Annotated in this window: 25 protein-coding genes and 2 riboswitches; of the genes, 17 read left to right on the top strand and 8 right to left on the bottom strand. The window is 66.0% G+C overall.

The features are described from left to right. Positions 1-180 precede the first annotated feature (180 nt). Positions 181-435 carry a hypothetical protein gene (locus FDW81_RS06660; protein ID WP_138133353.1) on the top strand — a complete coding sequence of 85 codons (255 nt, stop codon included), beginning with the start codon at positions 181-183 and terminating at the stop codon, positions 433-435. A 99-nt stretch (positions 436-534) separates the two neighbouring features. Here the strand turns inward: FDW81_RS06660 and FDW81_RS06655 are convergent, their stop codons facing one another. Next, the gene (locus FDW81_RS06655) at positions 535-1,446 is read right to left on the bottom strand and encodes a LysR family transcriptional regulator (protein ID WP_138133352.1); all 912 of its coding nucleotides are present in this window, start codon (positions 1,444-1,446) and stop codon (positions 535-537) included. A 126-nt stretch (positions 1,447-1,572) separates the two neighbouring features. Between FDW81_RS06655 and tdh the strand changes: the two genes are divergently transcribed. The 6 genes from tdh (at position 1,573) to FDW81_RS06625 (ending at position 8,007) form a co-directional block, all read left to right on the top strand. Continuing rightward, positions 1,573-2,619, top strand: coding sequence for an L-threonine 3-dehydrogenase (gene tdh / locus FDW81_RS06650; RefSeq protein ID WP_138133351.1), 1,047 nt, complete (start codon positions 1,573-1,575; stop codon positions 2,617-2,619). Positions 2,620-2,627: 8 nt separating this feature from the next. Beyond that, complete coding sequence (locus FDW81_RS06645; protein WP_138133350.1) at positions 2,628-3,824, top strand: glycine C-acetyltransferase; 1,197 nt, start codon at positions 2,628-2,630, stop codon at positions 3,822-3,824. A 54-nt stretch (positions 3,825-3,878) separates the two neighbouring features. Continuing rightward, the gene (locus FDW81_RS06640) at positions 3,879-5,000 is read left to right on the top strand and encodes an FAD-binding oxidoreductase (protein WP_138133349.1); all 1,122 of its coding nucleotides are present in this window, start codon (positions 3,879-3,881) and stop codon (positions 4,998-5,000) included. Between the two features lie 11 nt (positions 5,001-5,011). Beyond that, complete coding sequence (gene hutI, locus FDW81_RS06635; protein WP_138133348.1) at positions 5,012-6,223, top strand: imidazolonepropionase; 1,212 nt, start codon at positions 5,012-5,014, stop codon at positions 6,221-6,223. 100 nt (positions 6,224-6,323) lie between these two features. Beyond that, a complete protein-coding gene (locus FDW81_RS06630; RefSeq protein ID WP_138133347.1) occupies positions 6,324-7,112 on the top strand; it encodes a DeoR/GlpR family DNA-binding transcription regulator in 789 nt (262 codons plus the stop codon). 115 nt (positions 7,113-7,227) lie between these two features. Beyond that, a complete protein-coding gene (locus FDW81_RS06625) occupies positions 7,228-8,007 on the top strand; it encodes a CPBP family intramembrane glutamic endopeptidase (RefSeq protein ID WP_138133346.1) in 780 nt (259 codons plus the stop codon). A 174-nt stretch (positions 8,008-8,181) separates the two neighbouring features. On the opposite strand, the gene FDW81_RS18395 is transcribed toward FDW81_RS06625, so the two are convergent. Next, entirely contained in the window at positions 8,182-8,553 is a 372-nt protein-coding gene (locus tag FDW81_RS18395; protein ID WP_240720034.1) for a DUF222 domain-containing protein, read from the bottom strand. Then, positions 8,511-8,837 (bottom strand): hypothetical protein, encoded by a 327-nt coding sequence (locus FDW81_RS18390; RefSeq protein WP_240720010.1) that lies wholly within the window; start codon positions 8,835-8,837, stop codon positions 8,511-8,513. Before FDW81_RS18390 ends, FDW81_RS18395 begins: the two co-directional genes overlap by 43 nt. 50 nt (positions 8,838-8,887) lie before the next feature. Between FDW81_RS18390 and FDW81_RS18385 the strand changes: the two genes are divergently transcribed. Beyond that, positions 8,888-9,187: a hypothetical protein gene (locus tag FDW81_RS18385; protein WP_240720008.1), complete on the top strand. Its 300-nt coding sequence runs from the start codon at positions 8,888-8,890 to the stop codon at positions 9,185-9,187. A 228-nt stretch (positions 9,188-9,415) separates the two neighbouring features. On the opposite strand, the gene FDW81_RS06615 is transcribed toward FDW81_RS18385, so the two are convergent. Beyond that, on the bottom strand, positions 9,416-10,054 hold the full coding sequence (locus tag FDW81_RS06615) for a VOC family protein (RefSeq protein ID WP_138133345.1): 639 nt from the start codon (positions 10,052-10,054) through the stop codon (positions 9,416-9,418). A gap of 163 nt (positions 10,055-10,217) precedes the next feature. Beyond that, a riboswitch (SAM riboswitch) is annotated at positions 10,218-10,333 on the top strand. A 43-nt stretch (positions 10,334-10,376) separates the two neighbouring features. Here FDW81_RS06615 and FDW81_RS06610 point away from each other — a divergent pair. From FDW81_RS06610 to FDW81_RS06595, 4 genes are all read left to right on the top strand, one after another. Then, entirely contained in the window at positions 10,377-11,702 is a 1,326-nt protein-coding gene (locus FDW81_RS06610; protein ID WP_138133344.1) for a bifunctional o-acetylhomoserine/o-acetylserine sulfhydrylase, read from the top strand. A gap of 129 nt (positions 11,703-11,831) precedes the next feature. Beyond that, positions 11,832-11,947, top strand: a riboswitch (SAM riboswitch). A 12-nt stretch (positions 11,948-11,959) separates the two neighbouring features. Further along, positions 11,960-13,075: a homoserine O-acetyltransferase gene (locus FDW81_RS06605; RefSeq protein ID WP_138133343.1), complete on the top strand. Its 1,116-nt coding sequence runs from the start codon at positions 11,960-11,962 to the stop codon at positions 13,073-13,075. Between the two features lie 201 nt (positions 13,076-13,276). Then, positions 13,277-14,659, top strand: coding sequence for an MFS transporter (locus tag FDW81_RS06600; RefSeq protein ID WP_138133342.1), 1,383 nt, complete (start codon positions 13,277-13,279; stop codon positions 14,657-14,659). Between the two features lie 84 nt (positions 14,660-14,743). Next, on the top strand, positions 14,744-15,862 hold the full coding sequence (locus tag FDW81_RS06595; RefSeq protein WP_138133341.1) for a zinc-dependent alcohol dehydrogenase family protein: 1,119 nt from the start codon (positions 14,744-14,746) through the stop codon (positions 15,860-15,862). A 23-nt stretch (positions 15,863-15,885) separates the two neighbouring features. Here FDW81_RS06595 and FDW81_RS06590 read toward each other — a convergent pair whose 3' ends face one another. Further along, a complete protein-coding gene (locus tag FDW81_RS06590; protein WP_138133340.1) occupies positions 15,886-16,785 on the bottom strand; it encodes a LysR family transcriptional regulator in 900 nt (299 codons plus the stop codon). Between the two features lie 139 nt (positions 16,786-16,924). Between FDW81_RS06590 and mmsB the strand changes: the two genes are divergently transcribed. Both mmsB and FDW81_RS06580 read left to right on the top strand, forming a co-directional pair. Further along, complete coding sequence (gene mmsB, locus FDW81_RS06585) at positions 16,925-17,827, top strand: 3-hydroxyisobutyrate dehydrogenase (RefSeq protein ID WP_138133339.1); 903 nt, start codon at positions 16,925-16,927, stop codon at positions 17,825-17,827. A gap of 34 nt (positions 17,828-17,861) precedes the next feature. Further along, positions 17,862-19,346 (top strand): CoA-acylating methylmalonate-semialdehyde dehydrogenase, encoded by a 1,485-nt coding sequence (locus FDW81_RS06580; protein WP_138133338.1) that lies wholly within the window; start codon positions 17,862-17,864, stop codon positions 19,344-19,346. A gap of 22 nt (positions 19,347-19,368) precedes the next feature. Here FDW81_RS06580 and FDW81_RS06575 read toward each other — a convergent pair whose 3' ends face one another. Both FDW81_RS06575 and FDW81_RS06570 read right to left on the bottom strand, forming a co-directional pair. Continuing rightward, entirely contained in the window at positions 19,369-19,887 is a 519-nt protein-coding gene (locus FDW81_RS06575; RefSeq protein WP_138133337.1) for a hypothetical protein, read from the bottom strand. A gap of 66 nt (positions 19,888-19,953) precedes the next feature. Beyond that, on the bottom strand, positions 19,954-20,739 hold the full coding sequence (locus FDW81_RS06570) for an SGNH/GDSL hydrolase family protein (RefSeq protein ID WP_240720032.1): 786 nt from the start codon (positions 20,737-20,739) through the stop codon (positions 19,954-19,956). Positions 20,740-20,889: 150 nt separating this feature from the next. Here FDW81_RS06570 and FDW81_RS06565 point away from each other — a divergent pair, with 150 nt between their 5' ends. Further along, positions 20,890-21,540, top strand: coding sequence for an alpha/beta hydrolase (locus FDW81_RS06565; RefSeq protein ID WP_138133335.1), 651 nt, complete (start codon positions 20,890-20,892; stop codon positions 21,538-21,540). A gap of 63 nt (positions 21,541-21,603) precedes the next feature. Here FDW81_RS06565 and FDW81_RS06560 read toward each other — a convergent pair whose 3' ends face one another. After that, positions 21,604-21,834, bottom strand: a complete 231-nt coding sequence (locus tag FDW81_RS06560) for an RNA-binding S4 domain-containing protein (RefSeq protein WP_138133334.1) — start codon at positions 21,832-21,834, stop codon at positions 21,604-21,606. Between the two features lie 33 nt (positions 21,835-21,867). Between FDW81_RS06560 and FDW81_RS06555 the strand changes: the two genes are divergently transcribed. Together FDW81_RS06555 and FDW81_RS06550 are read left to right on the top strand one after the other, a co-directional pair. Then, entirely contained in the window at positions 21,868-22,854 is a 987-nt protein-coding gene (locus tag FDW81_RS06555; RefSeq protein WP_138133333.1) for a DMT family transporter, read from the top strand. Between the two features lie 159 nt (positions 22,855-23,013). Continuing rightward, on the top strand, positions 23,014-24,399 hold the full coding sequence (locus FDW81_RS06550) for a glycine--tRNA ligase (RefSeq protein ID WP_138133332.1): 1,386 nt from the start codon (positions 23,014-23,016) through the stop codon (positions 24,397-24,399). Positions 24,400-24,401 lie beyond the last annotated feature (2 nt).

The following is a 24,401-nucleotide window of genomic DNA, read 5'->3' as shown; positions in this document are numbered from 1 at the left end:
GGCATGGGGCGGTCCCGGCCAACCACGCGAAGGGGCCGCGAATGCGCAAAGCCCTGCTCGCAGGAGAGCCCAGGCAAATCGGACAGGGCACCGGGGCAGAATAAACCGGGACAGAATAATCCGGCCCAGGGCAAACCTGACAAGTCACGGCGTCCGCAGCATCTGCACAGCGAGAGTGTGGTGAGGAAAGCTGATGGGACGTTCGCAACCGAGCTGAGCCAGCGTGGAACGGTGGAGTCTGTCAGCGGCACCGCCATCACCGTCAGGAGCGAGGACGGCTACTCGCAGACCTATGGCGTCAACGCGGAGACCCAGTCAGCAGCGCCCGACGGCGGCGAGCGGCTTGGGCACTCCCGAAGGCACCATCGCGGACATCGCCGCCGGCGATGCAGTGCGGATCCCGGGGGTGAAAGCGGGGGACCAGCTGACCGTTGAGCGCATCGTGGGAGGGCGCAGGCGGCGGTCCTGGCCTCGGTCTCGGACGGGCCGGCATGGGGCATGGCCATGGCAAGGGCCACGCCGGGTAGGCAGCGCTCAGCCCTGTTTAACCAGCCCGGCCATGATGTCCTGCAGCGCCTCGCACACGATAGTGACAGACCGCCGCTTCAGGTTCTCCGGGCGCGCGAGCAGATCGATCCGCCGCCGGGTGCTGATTCCCTCGAGTGGCCGCAGCACGATATCCGGATTAAGTACGGGGCCGGCGGTGTACCTCGGCAGGAGGCCCACTACGCCGCCGCTGGCCACCAGTGCCGCAACCGTGGAGTAGTCGTTGATCCGGTGCACGATATTCGGCTGCCGGCTGGAAACGGCGGCGACGGCGGAGAGCACATCCGCGGGGGAGTAGCCGGTGTGGCTGGTCACCCAGGCCTCGCCGCCGACGTCGTCAGCTGTCAGCGCGGGCTTCGCGGCCAGCGGGTGGTTGGCGGGGAGGGCTACATCCAGGGGCTCGTGCAGCAACGGCAGTACTGTGACGCGTTCCGCCGGCCAGCGGGGGCTGTGGTCCATTCGGTGCGCCAGCACCAGGTCATACCGGGCCGTTAACGCCGGAAAATCCTGCTGGGCCACGTCTTCATCCGAGAGCTCAATCCGGGGCTGTCCGGGCGCATCGAGGACCTTGGCCAGCTTGGCGAACACCGCCTGCCCGGCACTGTGGAATCCGCACAACGTCACCCTGCCGCCTGCCGAGCCGTGATAGTTCCCAATGGCACCCCTGGCGTCGGCCAAGGCACTGACGACGGCGGCTCCGGCGTCGGCGAGAACCTGGCCAGCCTCGGTCAGCACCAGGTTGCGGCCCTCCTTCCGGGTCAGCGGCACCTCCACTTTCCGCTGCAGCAGGGCGAGCTGCTGGGATACGGCGGAGGGGGTGACCATGAGGGTGTCGGCCACCGCTTTGACGCTCCCCAAGGCGCCCAGTTCGCGCAGGATCTCGAGCTGATGAATCTCCATCAGCCCAGTCTATGTATTAGCTTCTGCTACATCGTTGATTGAGTTTTTTGCTGTTGTGCTAAATCTTTTTCCTCGCTGTAATGGGGAGGGCAGACCGTGCCGCAACAGCCAAGAGTAAGGAAGCCGATGAAGGCTTTGTACAAGCCCGGCCCACAGGCAGGGTTCGAACTGGTGGACCGCCCGGAACCTGCGGCGGGCCCCGCTGAGGTGAAAATCCGGGTCATGACCACCGGGATCTGCGGCACGGACCTGCATATCCAGTCTTGGGACGCCTGGGCACAGGGAATCATCGAAGCTCCCCTTATTCCTGGCCACGAGTTCTACGGCGAAGTGGTGGAGGTGGGAGAGGATGTCCGTGACGTCAAGGTGGGCGACCGGGTCTCCGGCGAAGGCCACGTGGTCTGCGGGATCTGCCGGAACTGCCGGGCCGGCCGCCGGCAGATGTGCATCCACACAGTCAGCGTGGGTGTGCAGCGTGACGGCGCCTTCGCGGAATACGTGGTCATTCCGGAAACCAACGCCTGGGTCCACCATGACCCGTCCGTCACGCCGGAGCTCGGAGCCATCTTCGATCCGTTCGGCAATGCGGTCCACACCGCCCTGAGTTTTCCGCTGGTCGGCGAGGACGTCCTGATCACCGGTGCGGGACCGATCGGCCTGATGGCCATCGCCGTGGCCCGCCATGCGGGAGCCCGAAAGATAGTGATCACTGACGTCTCGCGCCCACGCCTGGAGCTGGCACGGAAGCTCGGTGCGGACCTCGCCATCGACGTCTCCACCACGCGCGTCCGTGATGCGCAGCGCGAACTGGGCATGCGCGAAGGCTTTGACATCGGCATGGAAATGTCCGGCCATCCCTCGGCGCTTCCCGAGATGATTGACAACATGAACCACGGCGGCAGGATCGCCATGCTGGGGCTGCCCAGCCAGGAGATCACCATCGACTGGGGCAAGGTGGTGACCCACATGCTCACCCTCAAAGGAATCTACGGCCGGGAGATGTATGAGACCTGGTACGCCATGAGTGCCATGCTGTCCTCCAACCCCGTGCTGCACGCGGGCATCTCCGCCGTTGTCACGGATACGCTCCCCGCCGCCCAGTGGGAAAAGGGTTTCGACCTGGCCCGCAGCGGCATGGGCGGCAAAGTAGTACTCGACTGGACCCAACTCTAAGGAACACCATGTACACCTCAATGAAGGACCAGCTGGGCAGCGAGCTTGAGGAAATCCGTGCCGCCGGCCTTTTCAAGACGGAACGCAGCATCAGCTCGCCGCAGTCGAGCCACATCAGGGCGGGCATCATCGGCCAGCCCGGTGCCGATGTCCTGAACTTCTGCGCCAACAACTATTTGGGCCTGGCGGACCACCCCGAGATCATCAGTGCTGCCAAAGCAGCGATGGATCAGCGCGGTTTCGGCATGGCCAGCGTGCGGTTCATCTGCGGCACCCAGGACCTGCACCTGGAGCTCGAAGCCCGGGTCTCCCGGTTCCTGGGCACCGAGGACACTATTCTGTTCTCCAGCTGCTTCGATGCCAACGGCGGGGTATTCGAATCCCTTTTCGGCCCGGACGACGCCGTCATTTCAGACGCCCTGAACCACGCCTCGATCATCGACGGCATCAGGCTCTGCAAGGCACAGCGGTACCGCTACGCCAACCAGGACATGACTGACCTGGAGGCCAGGCTCGTGGAAGCCAAGGGCGCCCGCCGCAAGATCATCGTCACCGACGGCGTGTTCTCAATGGACGGCTACCTTGCCCCGCTGGAGGCGATCTGCGACCTCGCCGAAAAGCATGATGCCCTGGTGATGGTGGATGACTCCCACGCCGTCGGGTTCATGGGCCCCACCGGCGCCGGCACCCCGGAACATGCCGGCGTCCCGGACCGGGTGGACATCTACACGGGAACCTTCGGCAAGGCGCTCGGGGGAGCATCGGGCGGCTACGTGTCAGGGCGGGCGGAAATCGTTGCCATGCTCCGGCAGAAGGCCCGTCCCTACCTGTTCTCCAACTCCGTCGCACCGGCCATTGTGGCGGCCACCATTAAGGCGCTGGACCTGGTGGAGAACTCGGGCGACCTGCGGCGGACGCTCTTCGAGAACGCCGCGCTGTTCCGCCGCCGCATGACGGAGGAGGGCTTTGACCTCCTGCCAGGTGAGCACGCCATTGTTCCCGTGATGTTCGGCGATGCGGTCATGGCCGCGAAGGTGGCCGACAGGATGCTGCAGCACGGCGTCTACGTCACCGCCTTCAGCTTCCCGGTGGTTCCTCGCGGTGCCGCTCGGATCCGGGTGCAGCTTTCGGCCGCGCATTCAGCCGACGACGTCGAAGCGTGCGTGCGTGCCTTCGTCGCCAGCCGCGCCGAGACGGCAGCCTGAGGCCAGCCACAGCGGAGCATAACTCTGCATCCCTAGTTCTGCAAGGATGAACGCATGGCAGCACATTACGATGTCCTGATTGTGGGCGGCGGCATTGCCGGCCTGTCCCTGGCCTCCGAACTGGCTGGCAGGTGCAGCGTGGCCCTGGTGGAGGCGGAGCAGGACCTTGCGTACCACACGTCGTCCCGCTCGGCCCGCCAGCTGATCCCGAGCTACGGGCCGCCGGTGGTGCAGGAACTGACCGTCAGGACCCTCGAGCTGATTGCCGCCCGAGACTCCGAACTGCCGGAGCCGGTGCTCACGCCCCGCAGCTTCATGCTCATCGGAACCGAGGAAGCGGTGGCCGTGGAGGCCAGTGGACACATGAGGCCGATCACCACGGCGGGGGCGCTGGAGCTCTGCCCCGCGCTGGTACCGGGTTCCTTCGCCGCCGCGGGGCTGGACACCGGATCCTTCGGCTGCAACGCCCCGCTGCTGCTGGCCGACCACCGGCAGCGGGCGGTGGACGCCGGCGCGGACATCATCACCGGAGCGCGCGTCCACTCCGCGCAACGCCTTGGCTCAGGCTGGCAGGTCGGCGCAGGCACGGAGGCATTCGAGGCGGCCGTCCTGGTCAACGCGGCCGGGGCATGGGCGGACGAACTCGCGGTCATCAGCGGGGTGGAGAAGCTGGGACTGCAGCCGTACCGGCGCACCGCGGCGATTGCCGCCGTCGAGCACCCCCTGCCTGAGCACGGTCCCATGGTGGCGGCAGCGGACAATACGTTCTACTTCCGGCGCGAAGGCGCCGACGTGCTCATCTCGCCCTCCGAATCGGAACCAAGCGGCCCTGAGGACGCCCGGCCCAGGCCGGGGGACGTGGAGCGTTTGGTGGTCACGTTGAACAGGGTGACCACGCTGGGGATCAGGGAGATCCGCAAGGCCTGGACGGGACTGCGGACGGAAGCGGCCGACGGCGTCCCGGTGGCAGGATTCGACGCCGAAGCTCCCTGCTTCTACTGGCTTGCCGGCCAGGGGGGTTACGGCTTCCAGACCTCGTCCGCGATGGCGGAGTTGGCGGCTTACCAGATCCTTGCCAAGCTGGGACACCCGGATGCTTCGGCGGAGGCCCGAACGGGTCCGGCATCCCGGACAGTTCAGGCGCTGGCGGCCACCCGCTGGTCCGTCCGGCGCTGAAGAATGTCTTCATGAGTACGCTGATCACCAACATCGCCGAGCTGATGACGCAGGACCTGGAGCACAGGGTCCTCAAGGATGCCGCGGTGGTGATCGAGGGCGAGCGGATTTCCTGGATCGGTGCCGCTGCCGATGCTCCCGCTGCAGATGACGCCGTGGACGCAGGCGGCCGGGCCATGCTTCCCGGCTGGGTGGACTCCCACACGCACCTGCTGTTCGCCGGTGACAGGACTGCGGAGTTTGAAGCGCGGATGGCAGGGGGGTCCTACTCCGCCGGGGGCATAGCGGTGACCGTGAACGCCACCCGGGCCACGTCCGACTTCGACCTCACCCGGCTGGCCTTGGCCCGGGTGGATGAGGCCGTCTCCCAGGGAACCACTTACCTCGAGACGAAGACCGGTTATGGGCTGGACGTCGAGCACGAAGCCACGAGTGCGCGCATTGCCTCCACGGTGGCGGACCAGGTCACCTACCTCGGAGCGCACCTGGTCCCGGCCGGGCAGGACCCGGATGGTTACACCGAGCTCGCATGCGGACCGATGCTGGCGGCGGTCCGCCCCTATGTTCAGTGGGCTGATGTGTTCTGCGAGGAAGGCGCCTTCACGGCCGAACAGTCGCGCCGCGTCCTGCTGGCCTGCCGGGATGCCGGACTGGGCTTGCGCGTGCACGGAAACCAGCTCGGCGAAGGGCCGGGCGTGCAGCTCGCAGTGGAGCTGGGGGCCGCGAGCGTGGACCATGTGAACTACCTTGCGGACAGTGATGTTGAGGCGCTGGCCGGCACGTGGTCGGGCTGGGACCCCGTCACGGGAACGGGCGTCCGGGGCACGGTGGCGACCTGCCTTCCGGCCTGCGATCTTTCCACCAGACAGCCGCTCGCCCCGGCGCGGGAACTACTGGATGCCGGCGTCCGGGTGGCGCTCGCCTCCAACTGCAACCCGGGAACGTCCTACACCAGTTCGATGGCCTTTTGCGTAGCTACCGCCGTTCTGCAGATGCGTCTCAGCGTCCATGAAGCGGTCCGCGCCGCCACGTACGGCGGGGCCTTGGCACTGCACAGGGAGACCGGGAATGACGTGGACGGTGAACGGGCGGTGGGTTCCGTCGCCGTCGGCCATCGGGCGGACCTTCACCTGCTTAACGCACCGTCCCCCACCCATCTCGCGTACCGCCCGGGCATGCCCCTGACGTACGCTGTATGGCGGGCCGGCAAGAGAGCGCGATAGCTTCCCCTTCACTCAGCGTGACGCTTAGTGATCAAAACGGTTCTGTTATGATCAGAAAGCGTCATCGACGCTGGTGGCGGCAGTACCTTGGAGGACCAGAATGACCCGCACCGACCGCCTGACCGCAATCCTTGACCTCCTCGCCAAGACCGGCCAAGTAGAGGTCGAAGAGATCGTCAGCACGCTCAAGGTATCCCCGGCCACCGCGCGGCGGGACCTGGACAGCCTGGCAAAGCGGCGCCTGCTCACCAGGACCCGGGGCGGGGCCACCACGGGAGCGTTGGCCTACGACCTCCCCGGCCGGTACAACCGCGACGACCACGCCGAAGCCAAGCAGCAGATTGCCCAGGCAGCGTCCGACCTGATTGCCCCCGGCGCCGTGATCGGCCTCTGCGGCGGCACCACCAGCACCGTGCTGGCGCAGATCCTGGCCACGCGCGAGGATCTGAATGCACCGTCCAACCAGCCAACGCTCACGGTGGTGACCAACGCCATCAACATTGCCGGGCAGTTGGCGGTACGGCCCAACATCAAGGTGATGGTCACCGGCGGCATCCTCAACCCGCGCTCCTACGAACTGGTGGGCCCCTACACGGACATCATCATGCAGAAGGTGGTGTTGGACATCGCCTTCATCGGGGTCAACGGCATCGATCCCGAGGTTGGCCCCACCAACACCGGGGAAGGGGAAGCCTCAGTGAATGCGCTGCTTGCAAGCCGTGCCCGTGTCTCCTACGTCCTGGCCGATTCTTCGAAGGTGGGGGTGCGTGCCTTCGCCACCATGCACGGCTATAACTTCACCCGCCTTATTACGGACTCCGGTATTTCGGCGCGGGACAAGGCAGCGTTCGAGGCCAACGGCACGGAAGTAATCGTCGCCGCAGGCTAGCTGTGCTCAGCCAGCGGGGCGACTGTGGCAGCGCGGCGGAGGGGGCGCCGGCAGACAGCGATGACACTGGCCGGGCCATCAGCCGGGATCCAGCAACTCCGGGCAAGATGGGTACATGCTGGTTCCCTCGCGCCGCCGCCTGCGGATAGAAGTCTGGATCGTCCTGGGTTTGTCCCTTGGCCAGTCCGCCGTGTACTCGGTGGTGCAGCTCCTGGACAAGATGACCCGGGCCCCGCTGGCGGAAGGCACCTCCACCCTTAACCGCTCGCAAAGCACCAGGGAATACTTCGACCTGACGTACCAGCTGCTGGATATCATCTTCGCCCTGGTGCCGGTGCTGCTGGTGATCTATTTCCTTACGGACCACCGGCAGGCCGGCGCCATTGACGGCAGCCACCCAGGTTCGGCTTTCAGGAAGCTCGGGTTCAACTTCGAGCGTCCCGGCAGGGATCTGGTCCAGGGGCTGGGGCTGGCTGCGCTGATCGGGGTCCCGTCCCTCGGCCTCTACGCCGCTGGAAGGGCATTGGGAATCACCACGGCCATCATTCCCAGTGCGCTTGACGCCTACTGGTGGACGGTGCCGGTGCTGATCCTGTCAGCCATTCGCCACGCCGTGGTGGAGGAAGTCATTGTGGTGGGCTACCTGCTGGACCGTTTCGGAAAGTTCGGCTGGAGTATCCCGCTGTCCATCATGGTGAGCTCCCTGCTCCGGGGCACCTACCACCTCTACCAGGGGTTCGGCCCATTCTTCGGGAACGTGGTGATGGGGGTGGTTTTCGCCTGGCTTTACACCCGGACAAAGCGGGTGATGCCGCTGGTCATTGCCCACGCACTGTTGGACATCGTTGCGTTCGTGGGCTTCAGCCTCTTTGGCAGGGCAGCGGGGCTGGGCTAGTGCGCACGGCACGATGATCATGGGGCGGGTAATCTGGCGACGTCTGGCGCACGGGCAAAAGGTGATTGGGTGCAGGCGACAACTTAGAAAGTTCATCGGGCGCAGGCACTAAGTTGGAAAGGTCAACGGGCGCAGGCCATAATTCCAAAAGGTCCTCAAAACGCACAAAGTCCTTCAGGCACAGCCGCTTCCGGCCACCGTGGTGGTGTCCGTCCCGCCGGTGCGGATTTCGGCGCGACAGCCGGATTGGTCCGGACTGCCGGCACCGTTCCCGGGGTCCGTTCCGCCCATGCCGGTGCCGTCGCCGGTGTTGCTGAGGATTTTTCCGGTGGTGAGGAGTCCGGCGGTGAAGGTGTCGGCCTTCAGTTGGGGCAGGGTGCGGGGTTCGTGGTGGCCCTGCATGCCGCGGGCGATGGCGGTGAGCCGGTTACGGATCGCCGAGGCATGGTCAGCTGGCAGCAGGGCGGCGACCCAGGCCATCGCGTCGCTGTCCGGCCAGAACTCTACCCGCCGGTCCGCGACGCCTTTGGCGTGCCGTTTTTCCAGGCTTTCCGGATGGTGGCGTTCCCGCCAGCCCCGGGCCCTGGTTGAACCGGTACGCCGGCATCCTGCCCCGCCGGGCAGCCGCGCGCCGCGTCCGGTGCCGTCGGGTCCAGGAAGTGGGCCTCCAGCGCCGCCGTCGCGTCCGGGTCAAGACCCGTGGTCTGGTCTGCCATGGTCCGCGCATGGGCCCAGGACACCGTCCCGGCCTGCAGGGCCGCCAGCGATCGGGGGAGGCAGGCGGTCAGGGCGTGGGCGTCGGTCAGCAAAGCACCGGCGGCCCGGTCCACGATGGTGAGTACGCATCCGACCCTCGGCCATCAGGCTCCGGTCCTGCGCCGTGGCCTCATGTGGTGTGGCGGGCGGCCCGTTCAGCGTCTTCGTCGCCCCGGCCAGGACCGTAACCTCCTGCGCCTTCACCGCGGCCAACTTCGCCTCGGACCGCGGCATCGCGGCCGAAGCATCCAGCGACCCGCTGCAACGGATCATCATCCAGCCCGCCACCGCCACCGCCTGCGGCATCGGAACCAGCACCACCGGAGGCTGCACAGGAAACAGCAGAACGTCCCCCGGCCAGCGCAGCCAAAAACGCTGCAACCGAAGCATCAACCGCTGCCTCAGCCTCCAACACCGAATTTGATTCCATACCTGAACGATCCCCGCAGGGTATGACATTCGGAGCCGCGGCCCTCATACCAGCAAGCACGATCAGAGCTGTGTCCAGAATCGCTTGGACTTCACAGGTCAGATCCATGTCCCGCACCGCGCCCTGCCCGAAGACCATTCGCCAGAAAAAGGATTCGGCCGCCATCGGCAGGTGACGCCGTTGTCACAAGCTGATGGCGGCCGAAGTCTGGCAGGAGGTACGTCAGATGGTGACGGCTCCATTGGCGGTTTCAAAGGTGACCGACAGGATGCCGGGCGTCCCATGCGGAGCTACCCATTCCACGGCGACGTCCTCCAGCGGCTTCTCCACCGGCTCGCCCAGCCACTCCGTGACGCGGGAGGCGGAGCCGGCAATGGTCAGGCAGCTCATCTTGATGTTGCTCTGGTAGGCGTTGGACGGGTGCAGGGACGGGTCGCCTTCCCACTTGAGCATGTACGGCACCTGCGGATCGGCAATGAGCCCCAGAATGCCAATCTGCTTCCAGACCAGTTCGCGGCCGTCCGGGAACTTCCGGTTGCCATTGACGGCGGAACGGCCCAGCCGCTCCTCGAAGGGAGCAAGGTCATCCACCTCGACACACCAGCCCATCCAGCCGCCGCCTGCCGCAGAGCGGGCACGCACAGCCTGCCCGAACGGTGCCTTGTCCGACGCCGGATGGTCCAGGACCTCAACGACTTCAAGATACTTGTGGCCGGCGAGGGGAATGATCATGTTCCGGGTTCCGAACCGGGGGTGCACCCCGCCCTTCACTGCCTCAACGCCGAGGGCAGATGAAATACGTTCGGTGGTGGCCGCCAGGCCATCCTGTTCACAGGCGTAAGAGACGTGATCCATGCGCATGCCAACATCTTGGCACTTTGTGATCGGGCTCTCAGCTAAGGGTAGCCTTACTGGGAATTTGCCTTTTACATCCCCCGAACCCCCCAAGGCAGGCGGACAACGTCCTGACCATGTTCGTCACAATCCTGTCCGTTGCGGAGGCTGTGTTCCTACACTGGGCTCAGGTCATGAGCGCCAGCATCCAGCCCCGGCTCGCTGGCCGGCAACCCTCCATCCGCGGTGGGGTGCCCCGGGTGAGGACCTGGCTGTCCGGCAACGGCCGGAGAGCAAGCGCGGCCCGTGGTGCTCCGAGCATGCCGGGCCCATGTCAGAGGAGCCTTAGTTGTCCAACGGATGGTCATTCGAAACCCGCCAGATCCACGCCGGACAGGAGCCGGACGCCGCAACCGGCGCCCGTGCCCTGCCCATCTACCAGTCCACTTCCTTTGTTTTCCCCAGTGCCGAGAGCGCTGCGAACAGGTTTGCCCTGGCTGAGCTGGCCCCGATCTACACCAGGATCGGCAACCCCACGCAGGAAGCCGTGGAACAGCGCATCGCGAGCCTGGAAGGCGGACTGGGGGCCCTGCTGCTCAGCTCCGGCCAGGCCGCCGAGACCTTCGCCGTCCTGAACATTGCGGAGGCGGGGGACCATATTGTGGCGAGCCCCAGCCTCTACGGCGGCACCTACAACCTCTTCGCACACACCCTGAAGAAGTTCGGCATCTCGGTCACCTTTGTGGCGGACCCGGACAACCTGGACCAGTGGCGCGACGCCGTACAGCCCAACACCAAACTCTTCTTCGCCGAGGTGGTGTCCAACCCCCGGCAGGACGTCCTGGACATCGAAGGTGTCTCCCGCGCGGCCCACGAGGCAGGGGTGCCCCTGATCGTGGACAACACGCTGTCCACCCCGTACCTGATCCGCCCGCTTGAGTGGGGAGCGGACATAGTGGTGCATTCGGCCACCAAATACCTGGGCGGCCACGGCGCAGCGATCGCCGGCGTCATTGTGGATTCCGGCAACTTCGATTTCAGCAGGGACCCGGAACGCTTCCCGGGCTTTAACACCCCCGACCCCACCTACAACGGCCTGGTCTATGCACGGGACCTGGGCGAGGGCGGTGCCCTGGGTGCCAACCTCTCCTACATCCTCAAGGCCCGCGTCCAGCTGCTGCGCGACCTGGGCTCGGCGGTCTCGCCCTTCAACGCCTTCCTGATTGCCCAAGGCCTGGAGACTTTGAGCCTGCGAGTGGAACGACACGTAGCCAATGCCCTGGAAGTGGCCCAATGGCTGGAAGCTCGTGCCGACGTCGAATCCGTCGCCTACGCCGGACTGCCCTCCAGCCCCTGGTTTGAGCGGGGCCGGAAGTACGGGCCCAGGGGAACCGGCGCCATCGTGGCCTTCAACCTTGCCGGTGGCGCCGAGGCGGGAAAGCGCTTCGTGGACGCCCTGGAGCTGCACTCCCACGTGGCAAACATCGGCGACGTCCGGTCCCTGGTCATCCACCCGGCGTCGACCACTCACAGCCAGCTCTCGGCGGAACAGCAGGCCGTCGCCGGCGTCACTCCCGGGCTGGTCCGCCTCTCCGTAGGCCTTGAGCACATCGACGACATCCTCGCGGACCTGGCAGCCGGGTTCCGCGCAGCCAAGGGGGCAGTGGGCGCCTGACCGGAGAAACGGCGCCTGGCAGGAGCAACGCACGACGGCGGCCGGTGCGGCAGGTGGGCAGCAAGCCGGGAAGTCACAACCAGTCACACTCTTGGCGGCGGGCAGGGGCTGTTTCGTACACTCGAACCAGGTCATGAGTGCCAGTGACAGCCCCGGCTTGCTGGCCGGCAACCCTCCTTCCGCGGTGGGGTGCCCCGGGTGAAGACCTGGCCTGCCGGTCATACGACGGCGGGCAAGTGCGTAGAAGAGGTCCTGCCATGACGGTAACCGTTGCCCGTACCACCGCTCCCCAGCACGGGATTGTCCGCTACGCCTCGATTGGCGGGCTGGAACTTGAAGCGGGCGGTTACCTGCCGGACGTGGTCCTGGCCTACGAAACCTGGGGCACCCTGAATGAGGACGGCAGCAACGCCGTCCTCATTGAACACGCCTTGACCGGCAGCACCCATGTGACCCGGGGTGATACCGACGAGGCCGGGTGGTGGGAACAACTGGCCGGCCCCGGCGCCCCGGTGGATACGGACCAGTTCTTCGTGGTCTCCATCAACATGGTGGGCGGCTGCTACGGCTCCACCGGACCGTCGTCGCCTGCTCCGGACGGAACACCGTGGGGTTCCCGGTTTCCCCTGGTAACCCTGAGGGACAGCACGGAAGCGGAGGCCCGGCTTGCTGACCAGCTGGGGATCGACAGCTGGTTTGCCGTGCTGGGCGGTTCCATGGGCGGTGCCCGGGCTTTGGAGTGGGCCATCACCTTCCCGGAACGCGTGCAGCGCTGTGCAGTGATTTCGGTGGGCGCAGCCAGCACTGCAGAGCAGATCGCTTTCGCGCAGGCCCAGACCCTCGCCATCCGCCAGGACCCCAACTTCAACGGCGGCGACTACTACGGGGGTCCTTTTCCCGAGGACGGGCTGGCACTGGCACGGCGGATTGCCCACATCACCTACCGCTCGGCAGCGGAGCTGGAGGGCAGGTTCGGCCGTGCCCCGCAGGCACCGGAATCACCGCTCCAGGCGGGCAGGCTGGGCGCCCGTGGACGCTACCAGGTGGAAAGCTACCTGGACCATCAGGGAACCAAACTGGTCCAGCGGTTCGACGCCAACAGCTATATAGCCATCACTGAAGCGCTCATGAGCCATGACATCTGCCGCGGGCGCGGCACGCTTCCGGAGACGCTGGCGCACTCAAGCGCCCGCTTCTTCGTTGCCGCCGTTGACTCGGACCGGCTCTACTTCCCGTCCCAGTCCGTTGAACTCGCCCAGGCCCTGCCGGGAGAGGTGGACGTCCACCTTATCCAGGCTCCGATCGGCCACGACGGGTTCCTGACGGAAATCGGGCAGCTCGGGAACCAGCTACGCGAGCACCTCCTGCCCTGAGCCTCCACCCCGGCCAGGTGCCAAACCTGGCCACAGTGCCCGACATGTGCATTTTTGCAGATGCTTTCTGCAGTATTTGGCGTTGAGCTCCCACGCCGTCCCGGACAATACTCGTGTGAACCTGCGGTTGTGTGGCGAGCGCCATAAAGCCGCTATCCGGTCCCCATGTGGTGTCGACGGAGACGCCAAAGGAGTTCACTCATGAGCACGGAACACTCCGCCGCAGGGCGGATCGAGGAAACCGATGTCAAGGCCTCAGGCCTGAAGAAAGTCGTTACGGCCTCGATGGCCGGCACGGTGGTCGAATGGTACGAGTTCTTCCTCTACGCATCTGCCGCCACCCTTGTATTCGGCAAAACGTTCTTCCCCAATTCAGGAACGGAACTGGACGGCATCATTGCCGCTTTTGTCACCTATGCCGTAGGTTTCGTTGCCCGGCCCATCGGCGGAATTGTCTTTGGCCACTTCGGCGACAAGTTCGGCCGCAAGCAACTCCTCCAATTGAGCATCATCATGGTGGGCGTTGCGACGTTCCTCATGGGCTGCCTGCCCACCTTCGCCGAAATCGGCTACTGGGCCCCGGCACTGTTGGTCTTCCTGCGCTTCGTGCAGGGCTTCGCGGTCGGCGGTGAATGGGGCGGCGCGGTGCTGCTGGTAGCAGAGCACAGCCCCAGCCACTCGCGCGGCTTCTGGTCCAGTTGGCCGCAGTCCGCAGTCCCGATGGGCAACCTGCTGGCCACGGGCGTGCTGTTCACCCTGTCCTCCACCCTGTCCCAGGAAGCCTTCCTCGGCTGGGGCTGGCGAGTGGCGTTCTGGCTGTCTGCAGTCATCGTGATCGTCGGCTACTACATCCGCACCAAGGTCCAGGACGCTCCGATCTTTATCGAGGCCCGCAAAGAAGTCGCCGCGGAAAAGAAGGGGTACGGTGTTGCCGAAGTCTTCCGCCGCTACCCCCGTGGCGTCTTTACCGCCATGGGCCTGCGGTTCGCCGAAAACATCCTGTACTACCTGGTAGTCACCTTCTCCATCACCTACCTGAAGGTCGTCGTCCAGACGGACACCTCGCGGATCCTGCTCCTGCTGCTGGTGGCGCACTTCATCCATTTCTGTGCCGTCCCGCTGGTGGGCAAGCTCTCCGACGCCTTCGGCCGGCGCCCGGTGTACATGGCGGGCGCCATTCTTGGCGGAAGCTGGGGCTTCTTCGCTTTCCCCATGATGGACACGGCCAACGATATGGTCATCCTGGCGGCCATCACCATCGGCCTGCTCTTCCACGCGCTGATGTACGCGGGCCAGCCGTCCATTATGGCCGAGATGTTCCCCACCAGGATGCGTTACTCCGGCGTGTCACTCGGCTATCAGGTGACGTCGATCGTTGCCGGCTCGCTGGCACCGATCATCGCCACCGCCCTGCTGGGCAACTTCAAGTCCTCTCTCCCGGTCGCCCTGTACCTGCTTGCTGCCTGCCTCGTAACGGCCGTCTCCGTGCTCTTCCTCAGGGAGACAAAGGGCATCTCGCTGCACGATGTGGATGCAGCGGATGCCAAGGGCACCGCGGATCTCCTGGCCGCCAGCAAAAAGTAGACCGCACATCCAGGACAGTTGCCCGGATCCGGATCCCGGTCCGGGCAGCTGCATGCCAGAACCGATTCACACCAAGGAACTCCCATGCGAGCCGCTGTCCTTTACAACACCGTCCCTGCGGGAACCAGCTATGCCGAGACGCGCCCCCTGCTGGTGGAGGAGCTTGAGCGGCCGGAACCACGGGCCGGGGAGCTGGGAATTGCCATCACCTATTCGAGCCTGTGCCACTCGGACCTGTCCGTGGTGGACGGTTCGCGCGTCAGGCCTCTGCCCATGGCCCTGGGGCACGAGGCGGTGGGCCGGGTGGTCTCCGTGGGGAGCGGAGTGGCTGGCGTTTCCGTGGGCAACCATGTGGTGCTGGTCTTCGTGCCAAGCTGCGGTGACTGCCGTGCCTGCCGGGCGGGAAGGCCTGCTCTCTGCCACCGTGCTGCCGAAGTCAACGGCTCCGGCGACCTGCTGCACGGCGAAGCGTTGCTCCGGACCGCGTCAGGGGAGCGGATCAACCACCACCTTGGCATTTCCGCCTTCGCGGACTACGCGGCGGTGGCACGGGAATCTGTGGTGGTGATCGACGACGATATTCCGGACACAGTTGCCGCGATGTTCGGCTGCGCGGTACTGACGGGCATGGGGGCGGTCTTCAATACGGCACAGGCCGACGGCGGGGAGTCGGTTGCGGTCTTTGGCCTCGGCGCAGTGGGCTTCTCGGCAGTCATGGCGGCCCGCATAGCGGGTGCGGCTGCGATCATCGCCATTGATCCGAACCAGGGTAAACATCAGCTGGCCCTGGACTGCGGTGCCACCGCGGCAGGTACTCCCGGGGACGCTGCCAAACTGGTCGCAGATGCCGCCGGTGATGGCGTGGACTATGCCGTGGAGGCGGTAGGTTCCGCCCGTGTCATCGCCTCCTGCCTGGAGCTGGTAACCCGGGGCGGTGCCGTGGTTTCGGTGGGCCTGCCGCACCCGTCGGCCGAACTGACGGTCCCAGCGCTGCAGTTTGCCGGTGCGGGCAAGCGTCTGCTGGGCTCCTACATGGGCGACGCCGTGCCGGAACGGGACATCCCGCGGTACCTGGGGTACTGGCGCGACGGCCGGCTGCCGGTCGAGCTGCTGCACTCGGACACGCGCCCGCTGGCCGAGATCAACGAAGGCCTGGATGCACTGGCAGCCGGGGAAGTGGTGCGCAGGCTGTTCCGTCCCTGAACGTTTGTGGGCGGTGGCGGGACTCAGGCTGCGAGCAGGTCCTGCCGGGCGGCCACTTCTTCCTTAAGGGCTGCAATGACGGCCTGGACCCGTCCGGACCGCAGCGACTCCGGCCGGGCCACTGCCCAGATGGGGAGCTGGCGCTCGAAATCGTCCGGGAGGACGGGAACGAAGCCGGGTTCGCGGGCCACCATGAAGTTGGGGAGCAGCCTGATGCCGGCGCCCCTGCGCACCGCCTCCACCTGCGCGAAGATGCTGGTGGCCTGGAAGCTGGATTTCGGTATGGGCAACTGTGATGACCGGTGGCCGAGCTCCGCCACCTGGAGGGCGGATTCGACGTAGGACACGAAGCCGTGCTGCCCCACGCCCTCGGGCGTTTCCGGCAGTCCGTGCCGGGCTGCATAGTCGGCGCTGGCGTACAGCCGGAGGCAGTAGTTCGTGAGGAAGATCGTCTGGGCATTGCTGACGTCGGTTCCGCCGACCACCACTTCCAGGTCCACTCCGGACCGGTTACGGCTCACCTTGCGGGTTGCGCTGAGCATCTCGATGTTCAGCAAAGGATGGCGTTTCTGCAGGCGGACCAGCGCGGGAGCAACGAACTCGGCACCGAAACCGTCCGACGTGCTGATCCGGACCATGCCGGACAAGGCGTCCCGTTCCTGGCCGATGGTGCCGGCGAGTGACCCCAGCGTCTCCTCAATTGACTCTGCGGCCGCCACCGCGGAGGCGCCCAGATCAGTCAGCTCCCAGCCGTGGGGGCTCCGCTCAAGCGTCCGGCCGCCCAGCTGCCGGTCGAGCGCCAGGATGCGGCGGGAAATGGTGGTGTGCGTCGTTCCCAGGCTTTCGGCGACGGCGTTGAAGCGCCCCAGCCGGGCCACTGTCAGGAGAATCAGCAGGTCATCGGGGCTTGGAAGCCGTGCCACTGGCGCAACCTTCCCTCTCTGTGCATCAGCGCACATGGCGTCTGTGAATTTTTCCCTTGATTGCACCCTAACAGGATGTGACGGTGGACACTGAACGTTCCGGCCAAGGCGGCTGGCAGCAAGCAAAGGAGCATACGCGATGGCAGTAATCGGATGGATCGGGCTGGGGAACATGGGCGGGTCGATGTCGGTGAACCTCGCCAAGGCCGGGCATGAGGTGCGCGGCTTTGACCTCAACCCGGCCGCCCTTGCCGTTGCGGAGGCCGGTGGCGTCAAACCCGCCGGCAGCATAGCTGAGGCAGTGCAGGGAGCCGACGCCGTCTTCACCATGCTCCCCAAGGGCGAGCATGCCAGGGCCGTGTACCTGGGCCCGGACGGAGTACTGGCCTCCGCGGATACCCGCACCCTGCTCGTCGATTCCTCCACCATCGATATCGCCTCGGCACAGGAACTGCACGACGCCGCTGCTGCCGCTGGCTTCCGCTTCGTTGACGCACCGGTTTCGGGCGGCATGAGCGGGGCGAAGGCCGGGACGCTGACCTTCATGGTGGGCGGCGAGGCTGGGGCGATAGCGGACGCCACGGACTACATCCGGCCCATGGCCGCCAACATCATCCCCACCGGCGGCGCCACCACGGGCCAGGCAGCCAAGATCTGCAACAACCTCATGCTGTTCATCAACCTCGCCTCGACGGCCGAGGGCGCGGTGCTGGCGGACCGCCTTGGGCTCGACAAGCAGGTCTTCTGGGACATTGCCTCGGTCTCGTCAGGGGACAGCTGGGCACTGCGTACCTGGTACCCGGTGCCGGGCGTGGTGGAGACCGCCGCCTCGAACAACGGCTTCTCGCCCACCTTCACCACTGAACTGGCCAACAAGGACATCGGCCTGGCCATCAGCGCTGCCGAGGACACCGGCACGCCGCTTGAGATCGGCAAGCATGTCCAGCAGCTCTTCCAGCGCCTCATCGACGCGGGGGAGGCGGGCAAGGACTGCTCCATGATCATCAAGCTGGTGGACGGCTCGCTCGGCCCCGCTGAATAACACCCGTACTGCGTACATCCTGAGAGAGGCATCCATGCAGACCATTCCCCACTTCATCAACGCACAGCGGGTCAGCGAGGCAGAACGTTTTGGACCCGTCTTCAATCCCGCCACCGGCGAACAGGAAAAACAGGTGGTGCTCGCATCCCGCGCCCGGGTGGACGAAGCCATAGCGGCAGCAAAGGCTGCACTCCCCGGTTGGCGGGCAACCAGCCTGGCGCGGCGCAGCGGGATCTTTTTCAAGGTCCGTGAAATTTTGAACCGCCGCAAGCCGGAGCTGGCCGCGATCCTCACCAGCGAACACGGCAAAGTGCTCTCCGACGCTGAAGGAGAGATTTCCCGCGGCCTGGAGAACATCGAGTTCGCCACCGGGCTGTCCCACATGCTTAAAGGCGAGCACTCCGAGCAGGTCTCAGGCGGCATCGATGTACACTCCGTCCGCCAGCCCGTGGGCGTGGTGGCCTGCATCACCCCGTTCAACTTCCCGGCGATGGTTCCGCTGTGGATGATCGGCAGCGCGCTCGCGTGCGGCAATACCGTCCTGCTCAAACCGAGCGAGAAGGACCCCTCATCGGCTGTCTTCATCGCGGAGGTCTTCGCGGAAGCGGGTTTGCCGGCAGGGGTGCTGAACGTGGTCCACGGGGACAAGGAAGCGGTGGATGTCCTGCTGGAGCACCAGGACGTCAAAGCCGTCAGCTTCGTGGGTTCAACGCCCATTGCCCAGTCCATTTACAGGCGCGCCGCGGACCACGGCAAGCGGGTCCAGGCGCTTGGCGGAGCAAAGAACCACATGGTGGTCCTGCCCGACGCCGACCTGGACATGGCGGCCGACGCCGCGGTTTCCGCCGCGTACGGTTCGGCGGGTGAACGGTGCATGGCCGTCAGCGTCCTGGTTGCGGTGGGCAACATCGCCGACGACCTCGTGGCAGCCATCAGAAGCCGGATGGCGGACCTGAAGATCGGCCCCGGCACGGACCCTTCCTCCCAGATGGGGCCGCTGATCACGGCCGAACACCGCGACCGTGTGGCGTCCTACGTGGCGGGAGCGGAAGGCGAAGGCGCCAGCGTGGTGGTGGACGGGCGGGAGCAGCAGTTTGATTCGGACGGCTTCTTCATCGGCGTCAGTCTCATCGACCACGTCAAGCCCGGCATGAAGGTCTACGACGACGAGATCTTCGGCCCCGTCCTGTCCGTGGTCCGGGCGGAGACCTACAGCGACGCCGTGCGGCTGGTCAATGAAAACGAGTTTGGCAACGGCGTTGCCATCTTCACCCGTGACGGCGGTGCCGCGCGGCAGTTCGAGTTCGACGTGGAAGCGGGGATGGTAGGCGTCAACGTCCCCATTCCGGTGCCGGTGGGCACGTTCTCGTTCGGCGGGTGGAAGAACTCCCTGTTCGGCGACACCCACATGTATGGCCCGGACAGCATCCGTTTCTACACGCGCGGAAAGGTGGTGACCACCAGGTGGCCCGATCCCTCCACGTCCGTCATTGATCTCGGATTCCCGCAGGTGGACTAGCAGCAGGTGGAGCAGCGCCCTGCTAGCCGTTCATGATGTCGCCGCGGCGGGTCATGTACTCCTCAACGGACAGTTCGCCGTTGCTGTACTGCTGGTCCAGTTCAGCAAGCTTGCGCGCGCGGAATCCCTGGGGGGCCGACGGCGGCGGGGGAGTGGGCGGCCCGGCCGGCTGCTGCGGGGCTTCTTCGCGGGGGGCCTGCTGCGGCTGCCCGGACGGCGGATACTGCTGGTCCTGGGGAAAGGGCGGAACCGGCTGGAAGGGCGGCAGCGGCTCTCCGGGCGGCAGTGGCTGGGGACCACCGAGCTCGCGGAAGCCGCCGGCGAAGTAATCCTGCTGCGTGAAGCCGTCGCGCGGCTGTTTGCTCTGCGGGCCGCCGGAGCCAAACTGCCCGGGGTGGATTCCGCCGCCCGGGAACTGCTCCGGGTACCGTCCCGAGAAGCTCTGCTCTTGGTTCCGGCGGTCCACGGACTTCCGGTACATCCGCATGGCCACCGGGATCAGGAGTGACAGGATGATGATCCAGAAAAACAGGTTGCTCACGGTGCTGCGCCTCTCGAGTGTGTCCTTCAAGCTTAAACGCCCAGGGCGGTGAGGCCGTTCCTCTCCCTAGCTCGCCGTGCCCAGTGGACCCTCGCCCGATCCCAGCGGGACGCCCGGACCGAAGACGGGCCCCGGCGTCGGACGTTTCGCGGTGATCCCGTCTCCGGACGACTGGTGCCGCAGCCGCCGGAGCACCCAGGGCACAAAATACTGCCTGGCCCACACGAGGTCACTGGAACGCGCCTCGCGCCAGGTCCGGGGCGGGAACGGTTTGGGCTGCAGGGGCTCCAGGGTGTGTTCCACGTTCAGCGAATCCAGCACCATGGCGGCGATGGTGTGGTGGCCCAGCGGGGAGAAGTGAAGGCGGTCCTGGTCCCACATCTGCGGATCGCTGAGCTGGCGCAGGGACCACATGTCCGCGATGATGGCGTCATGCCGGGCTGCGACGGTGCGCAGGTTCTCGTTGTAGATGGCCACCTTGCTGCGGATCCTGCCCAGCACGGAAGCGCCGGTGTCCGGCCCGTTAAAGAGGACTACCGTGGCGCCGCCCATGGCCAGGATCTGCACTACCGAGTCCAGTTTCTCGGCGAGGGTATCGGGGTCGCCCCCGGGCCGCAGCAGGTCATTGCCGCCGGCGGAAAGGGTGACCAGGTCCGGCTTCAGCGCCAGACACGGGGCGAGCTGCTGGTCCACGATCTGCTGCAGCAGGCGGCCGCGGACCGCCAGGTTGGCATAAGCGAAATCCGGCTGGGTCCTGCCCATTTCTTCGGCCACCCGGTCCGCCCAGCCGCGGAAGCCGCCAGGGCTTGAGGGTTCGGGGTCTCCGATGCCCTCCGTAAAGGAATCGCCCATGGCCACATACCGGCTCCAGGGGTGGGAGCCGGGGGTCACAGGAGGGGTCTCGACGGCGCTTGTGTCACTCACGGTCCTATCCTGCCTTCCGCCTCTCTGGCTACGCCAACGTAGGTTGTTACCTCGGGGTAACTGGTATGAATGGAAACCATGACTGACGCCGAAGTATTTCCAGCCCCTGTTGTTTTGTGGTCCCACCCGGAGGACCAGCGCGATGGCAAGCCGCTGCTGGTGCTGCTGCACGGCTACGGAGCGAACGAACAGGACCTGCTGAGCCTGGCCGACCTGCTGCCGGCCGAATTCGCCGTCGCGTCGATCCGGGCCCCGATCGCGATGGGTCCCGGGTTCACCTGGTTCCCGCTGACGGCGTCCATCGAATACTCGCTGGAGCGCGTGAAAGCCGCATCCTCCTTTGTGCTGGACTGGATCGACACCATCAGGGTGCGTCATCCGTCCGTGACCCTGCTCGGGTTCTCCATGGGCATGGCAATGGCCACCACGCTCCTGCGGCAGCGGCCCACGGACTTTGCGGCCGTCGTCGGGCTCTCAGGATTCGTGGTGGATGCCGGTGACGATCCCAGCTTCCGGGACGGTGAGCTGGACGGGACTCTCCCGATGTTCTGGGGCCGCGACCAGCAGGACCCGGTGATCACCCCTGACAAGATTGACTTCACCATGGCCTGGGTCCGCAAGCATGTGAAGCTGACCAAGGTGCTCTACACGGGCATGTGGCACGGGATCAACCAGCAGGAAATCGGGCACGTGGGCGAGTTCCTCACACACGAGGTGCTGAAGAAATAGCCCGCTGTGAAGTAGAAGGGCGACGACGGCCGGGCGGCCCGGGAGGTCAACCCGCCGGGGAGGTCAGCCGGCGTCCGGCGCGACGACCTTCACGGTGTGTCCGTTTGCCGTCACGGTGTCCCCGTTGTGCAGCTGCCGGCCGCGTCGCTCGTCGATTTCTCCATTGACCTTGACGAGCCCGTTCTTGATGAGCTCCGCGGCCTCCACGCCGTCCTCCACCAGGTTGGCGAGCTTCAGGAGCTGGCCCAGGCGGATCATGCTGTCGCGGATGGTGATCTCTTCAACATTGCTCATAGAAGCAATAATGCCTGACGTAAGGTGGATTCAATGACCTCCAGCCCCCGCCTGCCGCTGCTCGCAGGCCTTCCGTTGGCGGTGGGCGCGGGCCTCGCCATTCCTGCCCAGGGCCGCATCAACGGAGCCCTCGGATTGCGCCTCGATGATGGCATCGCCGCTGCTGTGGTGAGCTTCAGCACAGGCCTGGTGGTCATGGTCCTGGTGTCGCTGATCCTGCCGCGCGGCAGGGCGGGGCTTGCCAGGATCCTGCCGGCGGTCCGCAGCAGGGCCTTTCCGCGCATCTACGTCCTCGCGGGCGGCATCGGCGCGCTCTTCGTCTTTGCCCAGTCTCTCACTGTGGGCATCCTGGGCGTGGCCCTGTTCACGGTGGCCACCGTTACCGGCCAGACGGTCAGCGGCCTGGTGGTGGATCGGTTGGGTATAGGTCCGGCCGGCCGGAAATCCGTTACCGCCATCCGGGTGATCGGCTGCCTGCTGACCATCGCCGCCGTCTCCTGGGCTGTCTCGCCCCGGTTCGCCGGAACGGCCGGTGGAATGGAGCCCGTCGGCGGCCCGGCTGCTTTGCTGGTTCCACTCCTGCTGCCGCTGGCGGCAGGATTTTTGATGAGCTTCCAGCAGGCCATGAACGGAACAGCGACGGTCCACTACGGCAGCCCGATCGCGGCGACCCTGGTCAACTTCGTGGCAGGCAGCGTTGTCCTGTGGACGGCCTACGCAGTCAAGGTCTCGGCGTCCGGTCCCGGCAACCCGCTGCCGGGGGAGTGGTGGTACTACCTGGGCGGTCCCATGGGCTGCGTGTTCATCGGGCTGGGCGCGCTGCTGGTCCGGAGCCTGGGCGTCCTGGTCACCGGCCTGGGCATGATCGCCGGGCAGCTCCTGGGTTCGCTTGCGTTGGATGTTGTCCTGCCCGCGCCTGGAACGGTGGTGGCACCCGCCACAGTGCTCGGCACCATCCTCACCCTCGGCGCCATCATCCTGGCCACCCTGCCTTGGCCGCGGGGAGCCCTCCACCGGTAGCATCCGGGCCGGCAGCGGCCGGTAGGCTAGGACACGCAGCTTTTCGCACTTTTCCTTCATCCGCCCCCGTCGGCAGCCAGAGGTATCCCGCCGCTGGCGCCACCGGGGCCTGAAAACCGCGGACCGCACCCAGCGGCCCTGTAGAAATTGGAGTTACCCATGGCAGCAAAATCCGTACTCGACCAGGTAATTTCCCTGTCCAAGCGCAGGGGCTTCGTGTTCCAGGCCGGTGAGATCTACGGAGGTTCGCGCTCTGCCTGGGACTACGGGCCCCTCGGTGCCGAGCTGAAGGAAAACATCAAGCGCCAGTGGTGGCAGTCCATAGTCCGCGGCCGCGAGGACGTGGTGGGCCTGGACTCCTCCGTCATCCTGCCCCGCCAGGTATGGGAAGCCTCAGGTCACGTGGAGGTCTTTTCCGATCCGCTGGTGGAGTGCCTCTCCTGCCACAAGCGCTACCGCGCCGACCACCTCGAGGAAGAGTACGAGGAAAAGAAGGGCCGCCCCGCCGAGAACGGCCTGAGGGACATTGCCTGCGCCAACTGCGGGACCCGTGGCCAGTGGACCGAGCCGCAGGAGTTCTCCGGCCTGCTCAAGACGTACCTCGGCCCGGTGGCGAGCGAGGAAGGCCTTCACTACCTGCGCCCGGAGACGGCGCAGGGCATCTTCGTGAACTTCAACAACGTCCTCACCACGTCGCGCAAGAAGCCGCCGTTCGGCATCGGCCAGATCGGCAAGTCCTTCCGCAACGAGATCACGCCCGGCAACTTCATCTTCCGCACCCGTGAGTTCGAGCAGATGGAAATGGAGTTCTTCGTCGAGCCCGGCACGGATGAAGAGTGGCACCAGTACTGGATGAAGGAGCGCATGGGCTGGTACACGGGCCTGGGCATCCGCGAGGAGAACCTGCGTTTCTTCGAGCACCCCAAGGAAAAGCTCAGCCATTATTCGAAGGGCACCACGGACATCGAGTACCGCTTCGGCTTCCAGGGCTCGGAATGGGGCGAGCTGGAAGGCATCGCCAACCGCACCGACTTTGACCTCTCCACCCACGCCAAGGCCTCCGGCACGGACCTGAGCTACTTCAACCAGGCCACCAACGAGCGCTACATCCCGTACGTGATCGAGCCCGCCGCCGGGCTGACCCGTTCCTTCATGGCGTTCCTCGTGGACGCTTACACCGAGGACGAGGCCCCCAACGCCAAGGGCGGCGTGGACGTCCGCACTGTCCTGAAGCTTGACCCGCGGCTTGCCCCGGTCAAGGCCGCCGTGCTGCCGCTGAGCCGCAACGAGGACCTGTCGCCCAAGGCCAAGGAGCTCGGCGCCCAGCTGCGCAAGAACTGGAACATCGACTTCGACGACGCCGGCGCCATCGGCCGCCGCTACCGGCGGCAGGACGAAATCGGGACCCCCTTCTGCATCACGGTGGACTTCGACACCCTCGAGGACCAGGCTGTGACCATCCGCGAGCGGGACACCATGAGCCAGGAACGCGTCTCCCTGGACAAGGTGGAGGGCTACCTGGCCGCACGCCTGATCGGGGCCTAGCC

Origin of the sequence: Pseudarthrobacter sp. NamB4 (genome assembly GCF_005796185.1) — a bacterium.
Lineage (GTDB): Bacteria > Actinomycetota > Actinomycetes > Actinomycetales > Micrococcaceae > Arthrobacter.
The sequence above is the reverse complement of the archived record's forward strand: the minus strand, read 5'-3'. Positions and strand labels throughout refer to the sequence as shown.

Coding starts and splice junctions, on each gene's coding strand:
- FDW81_RS06655 (WP_138133352.1), bottom strand. CDS start 1,446: ATGGAGATTCATCAGCTCGAGATCCTGCGCGAACTGGGCGCCTTGGGG.
- tdh (WP_138133351.1), top strand. CDS start 1,573: ATGAAGGCTTTGTACAAGCCCGGCCCACAGGCAGGGTTCGAACTGGTG.
- FDW81_RS06645 (WP_138133350.1), top strand. CDS start 2,628: ATGTACACCTCAATGAAGGACCAGCTGGGCAGCGAGCTTGAGGAAATC.
- FDW81_RS06640 (WP_138133349.1), top strand. CDS start 3,879: ATGGCAGCACATTACGATGTCCTGATTGTGGGCGGCGGCATTGCCGGC.
- hutI (WP_138133348.1), top strand. CDS start 5,012: ATGAGTACGCTGATCACCAACATCGCCGAGCTGATGACGCAGGACCTG.
- FDW81_RS06630 (WP_138133347.1), top strand. CDS start 6,324: ATGACCCGCACCGACCGCCTGACCGCAATCCTTGACCTCCTCGCCAAG.
- FDW81_RS06625 (WP_138133346.1), top strand. CDS start 7,228: ATGCTGGTTCCCTCGCGCCGCCGCCTGCGGATAGAAGTCTGGATCGTC.
- FDW81_RS06615 (WP_138133345.1), bottom strand. CDS start 10,054: ATGCGCATGGATCACGTCTCTTACGCCTGTGAACAGGATGGCCTGGCG.
- FDW81_RS06605 (WP_138133343.1), top strand. CDS start 11,960: ATGACGGTAACCGTTGCCCGTACCACCGCTCCCCAGCACGGGATTGTC.
- FDW81_RS06600 (WP_138133342.1), top strand. CDS start 13,277: ATGAGCACGGAACACTCCGCCGCAGGGCGGATCGAGGAAACCGATGTC.
- FDW81_RS06595 (WP_138133341.1), top strand. CDS start 14,744: ATGCGAGCCGCTGTCCTTTACAACACCGTCCCTGCGGGAACCAGCTAT.
- mmsB (WP_138133339.1), top strand. CDS start 16,925: ATGGCAGTAATCGGATGGATCGGGCTGGGGAACATGGGCGGGTCGATG.
- FDW81_RS06580 (WP_138133338.1), top strand. CDS start 17,862: ATGCAGACCATTCCCCACTTCATCAACGCACAGCGGGTCAGCGAGGCA.
- FDW81_RS06570 (WP_240720032.1), bottom strand. CDS start 20,739: ATGGGCGATTCCTTTACGGAGGGCATCGGAGACCCCGAACCCTCAAGC.
- FDW81_RS06565 (WP_138133335.1), top strand. CDS start 20,890: ATGACTGACGCCGAAGTATTTCCAGCCCCTGTTGTTTTGTGGTCCCAC.
- FDW81_RS06560 (WP_138133334.1), bottom strand. CDS start 21,834: ATGAGCAATGTTGAAGAGATCACCATCCGCGACAGCATGATCCGCCTG.
- FDW81_RS06555 (WP_138133333.1), top strand. CDS start 21,868: ATGACCTCCAGCCCCCGCCTGCCGCTGCTCGCAGGCCTTCCGTTGGCG.
- FDW81_RS06550 (WP_138133332.1), top strand. CDS start 23,014: ATGGCAGCAAAATCCGTACTCGACCAGGTAATTTCCCTGTCCAAGCGC.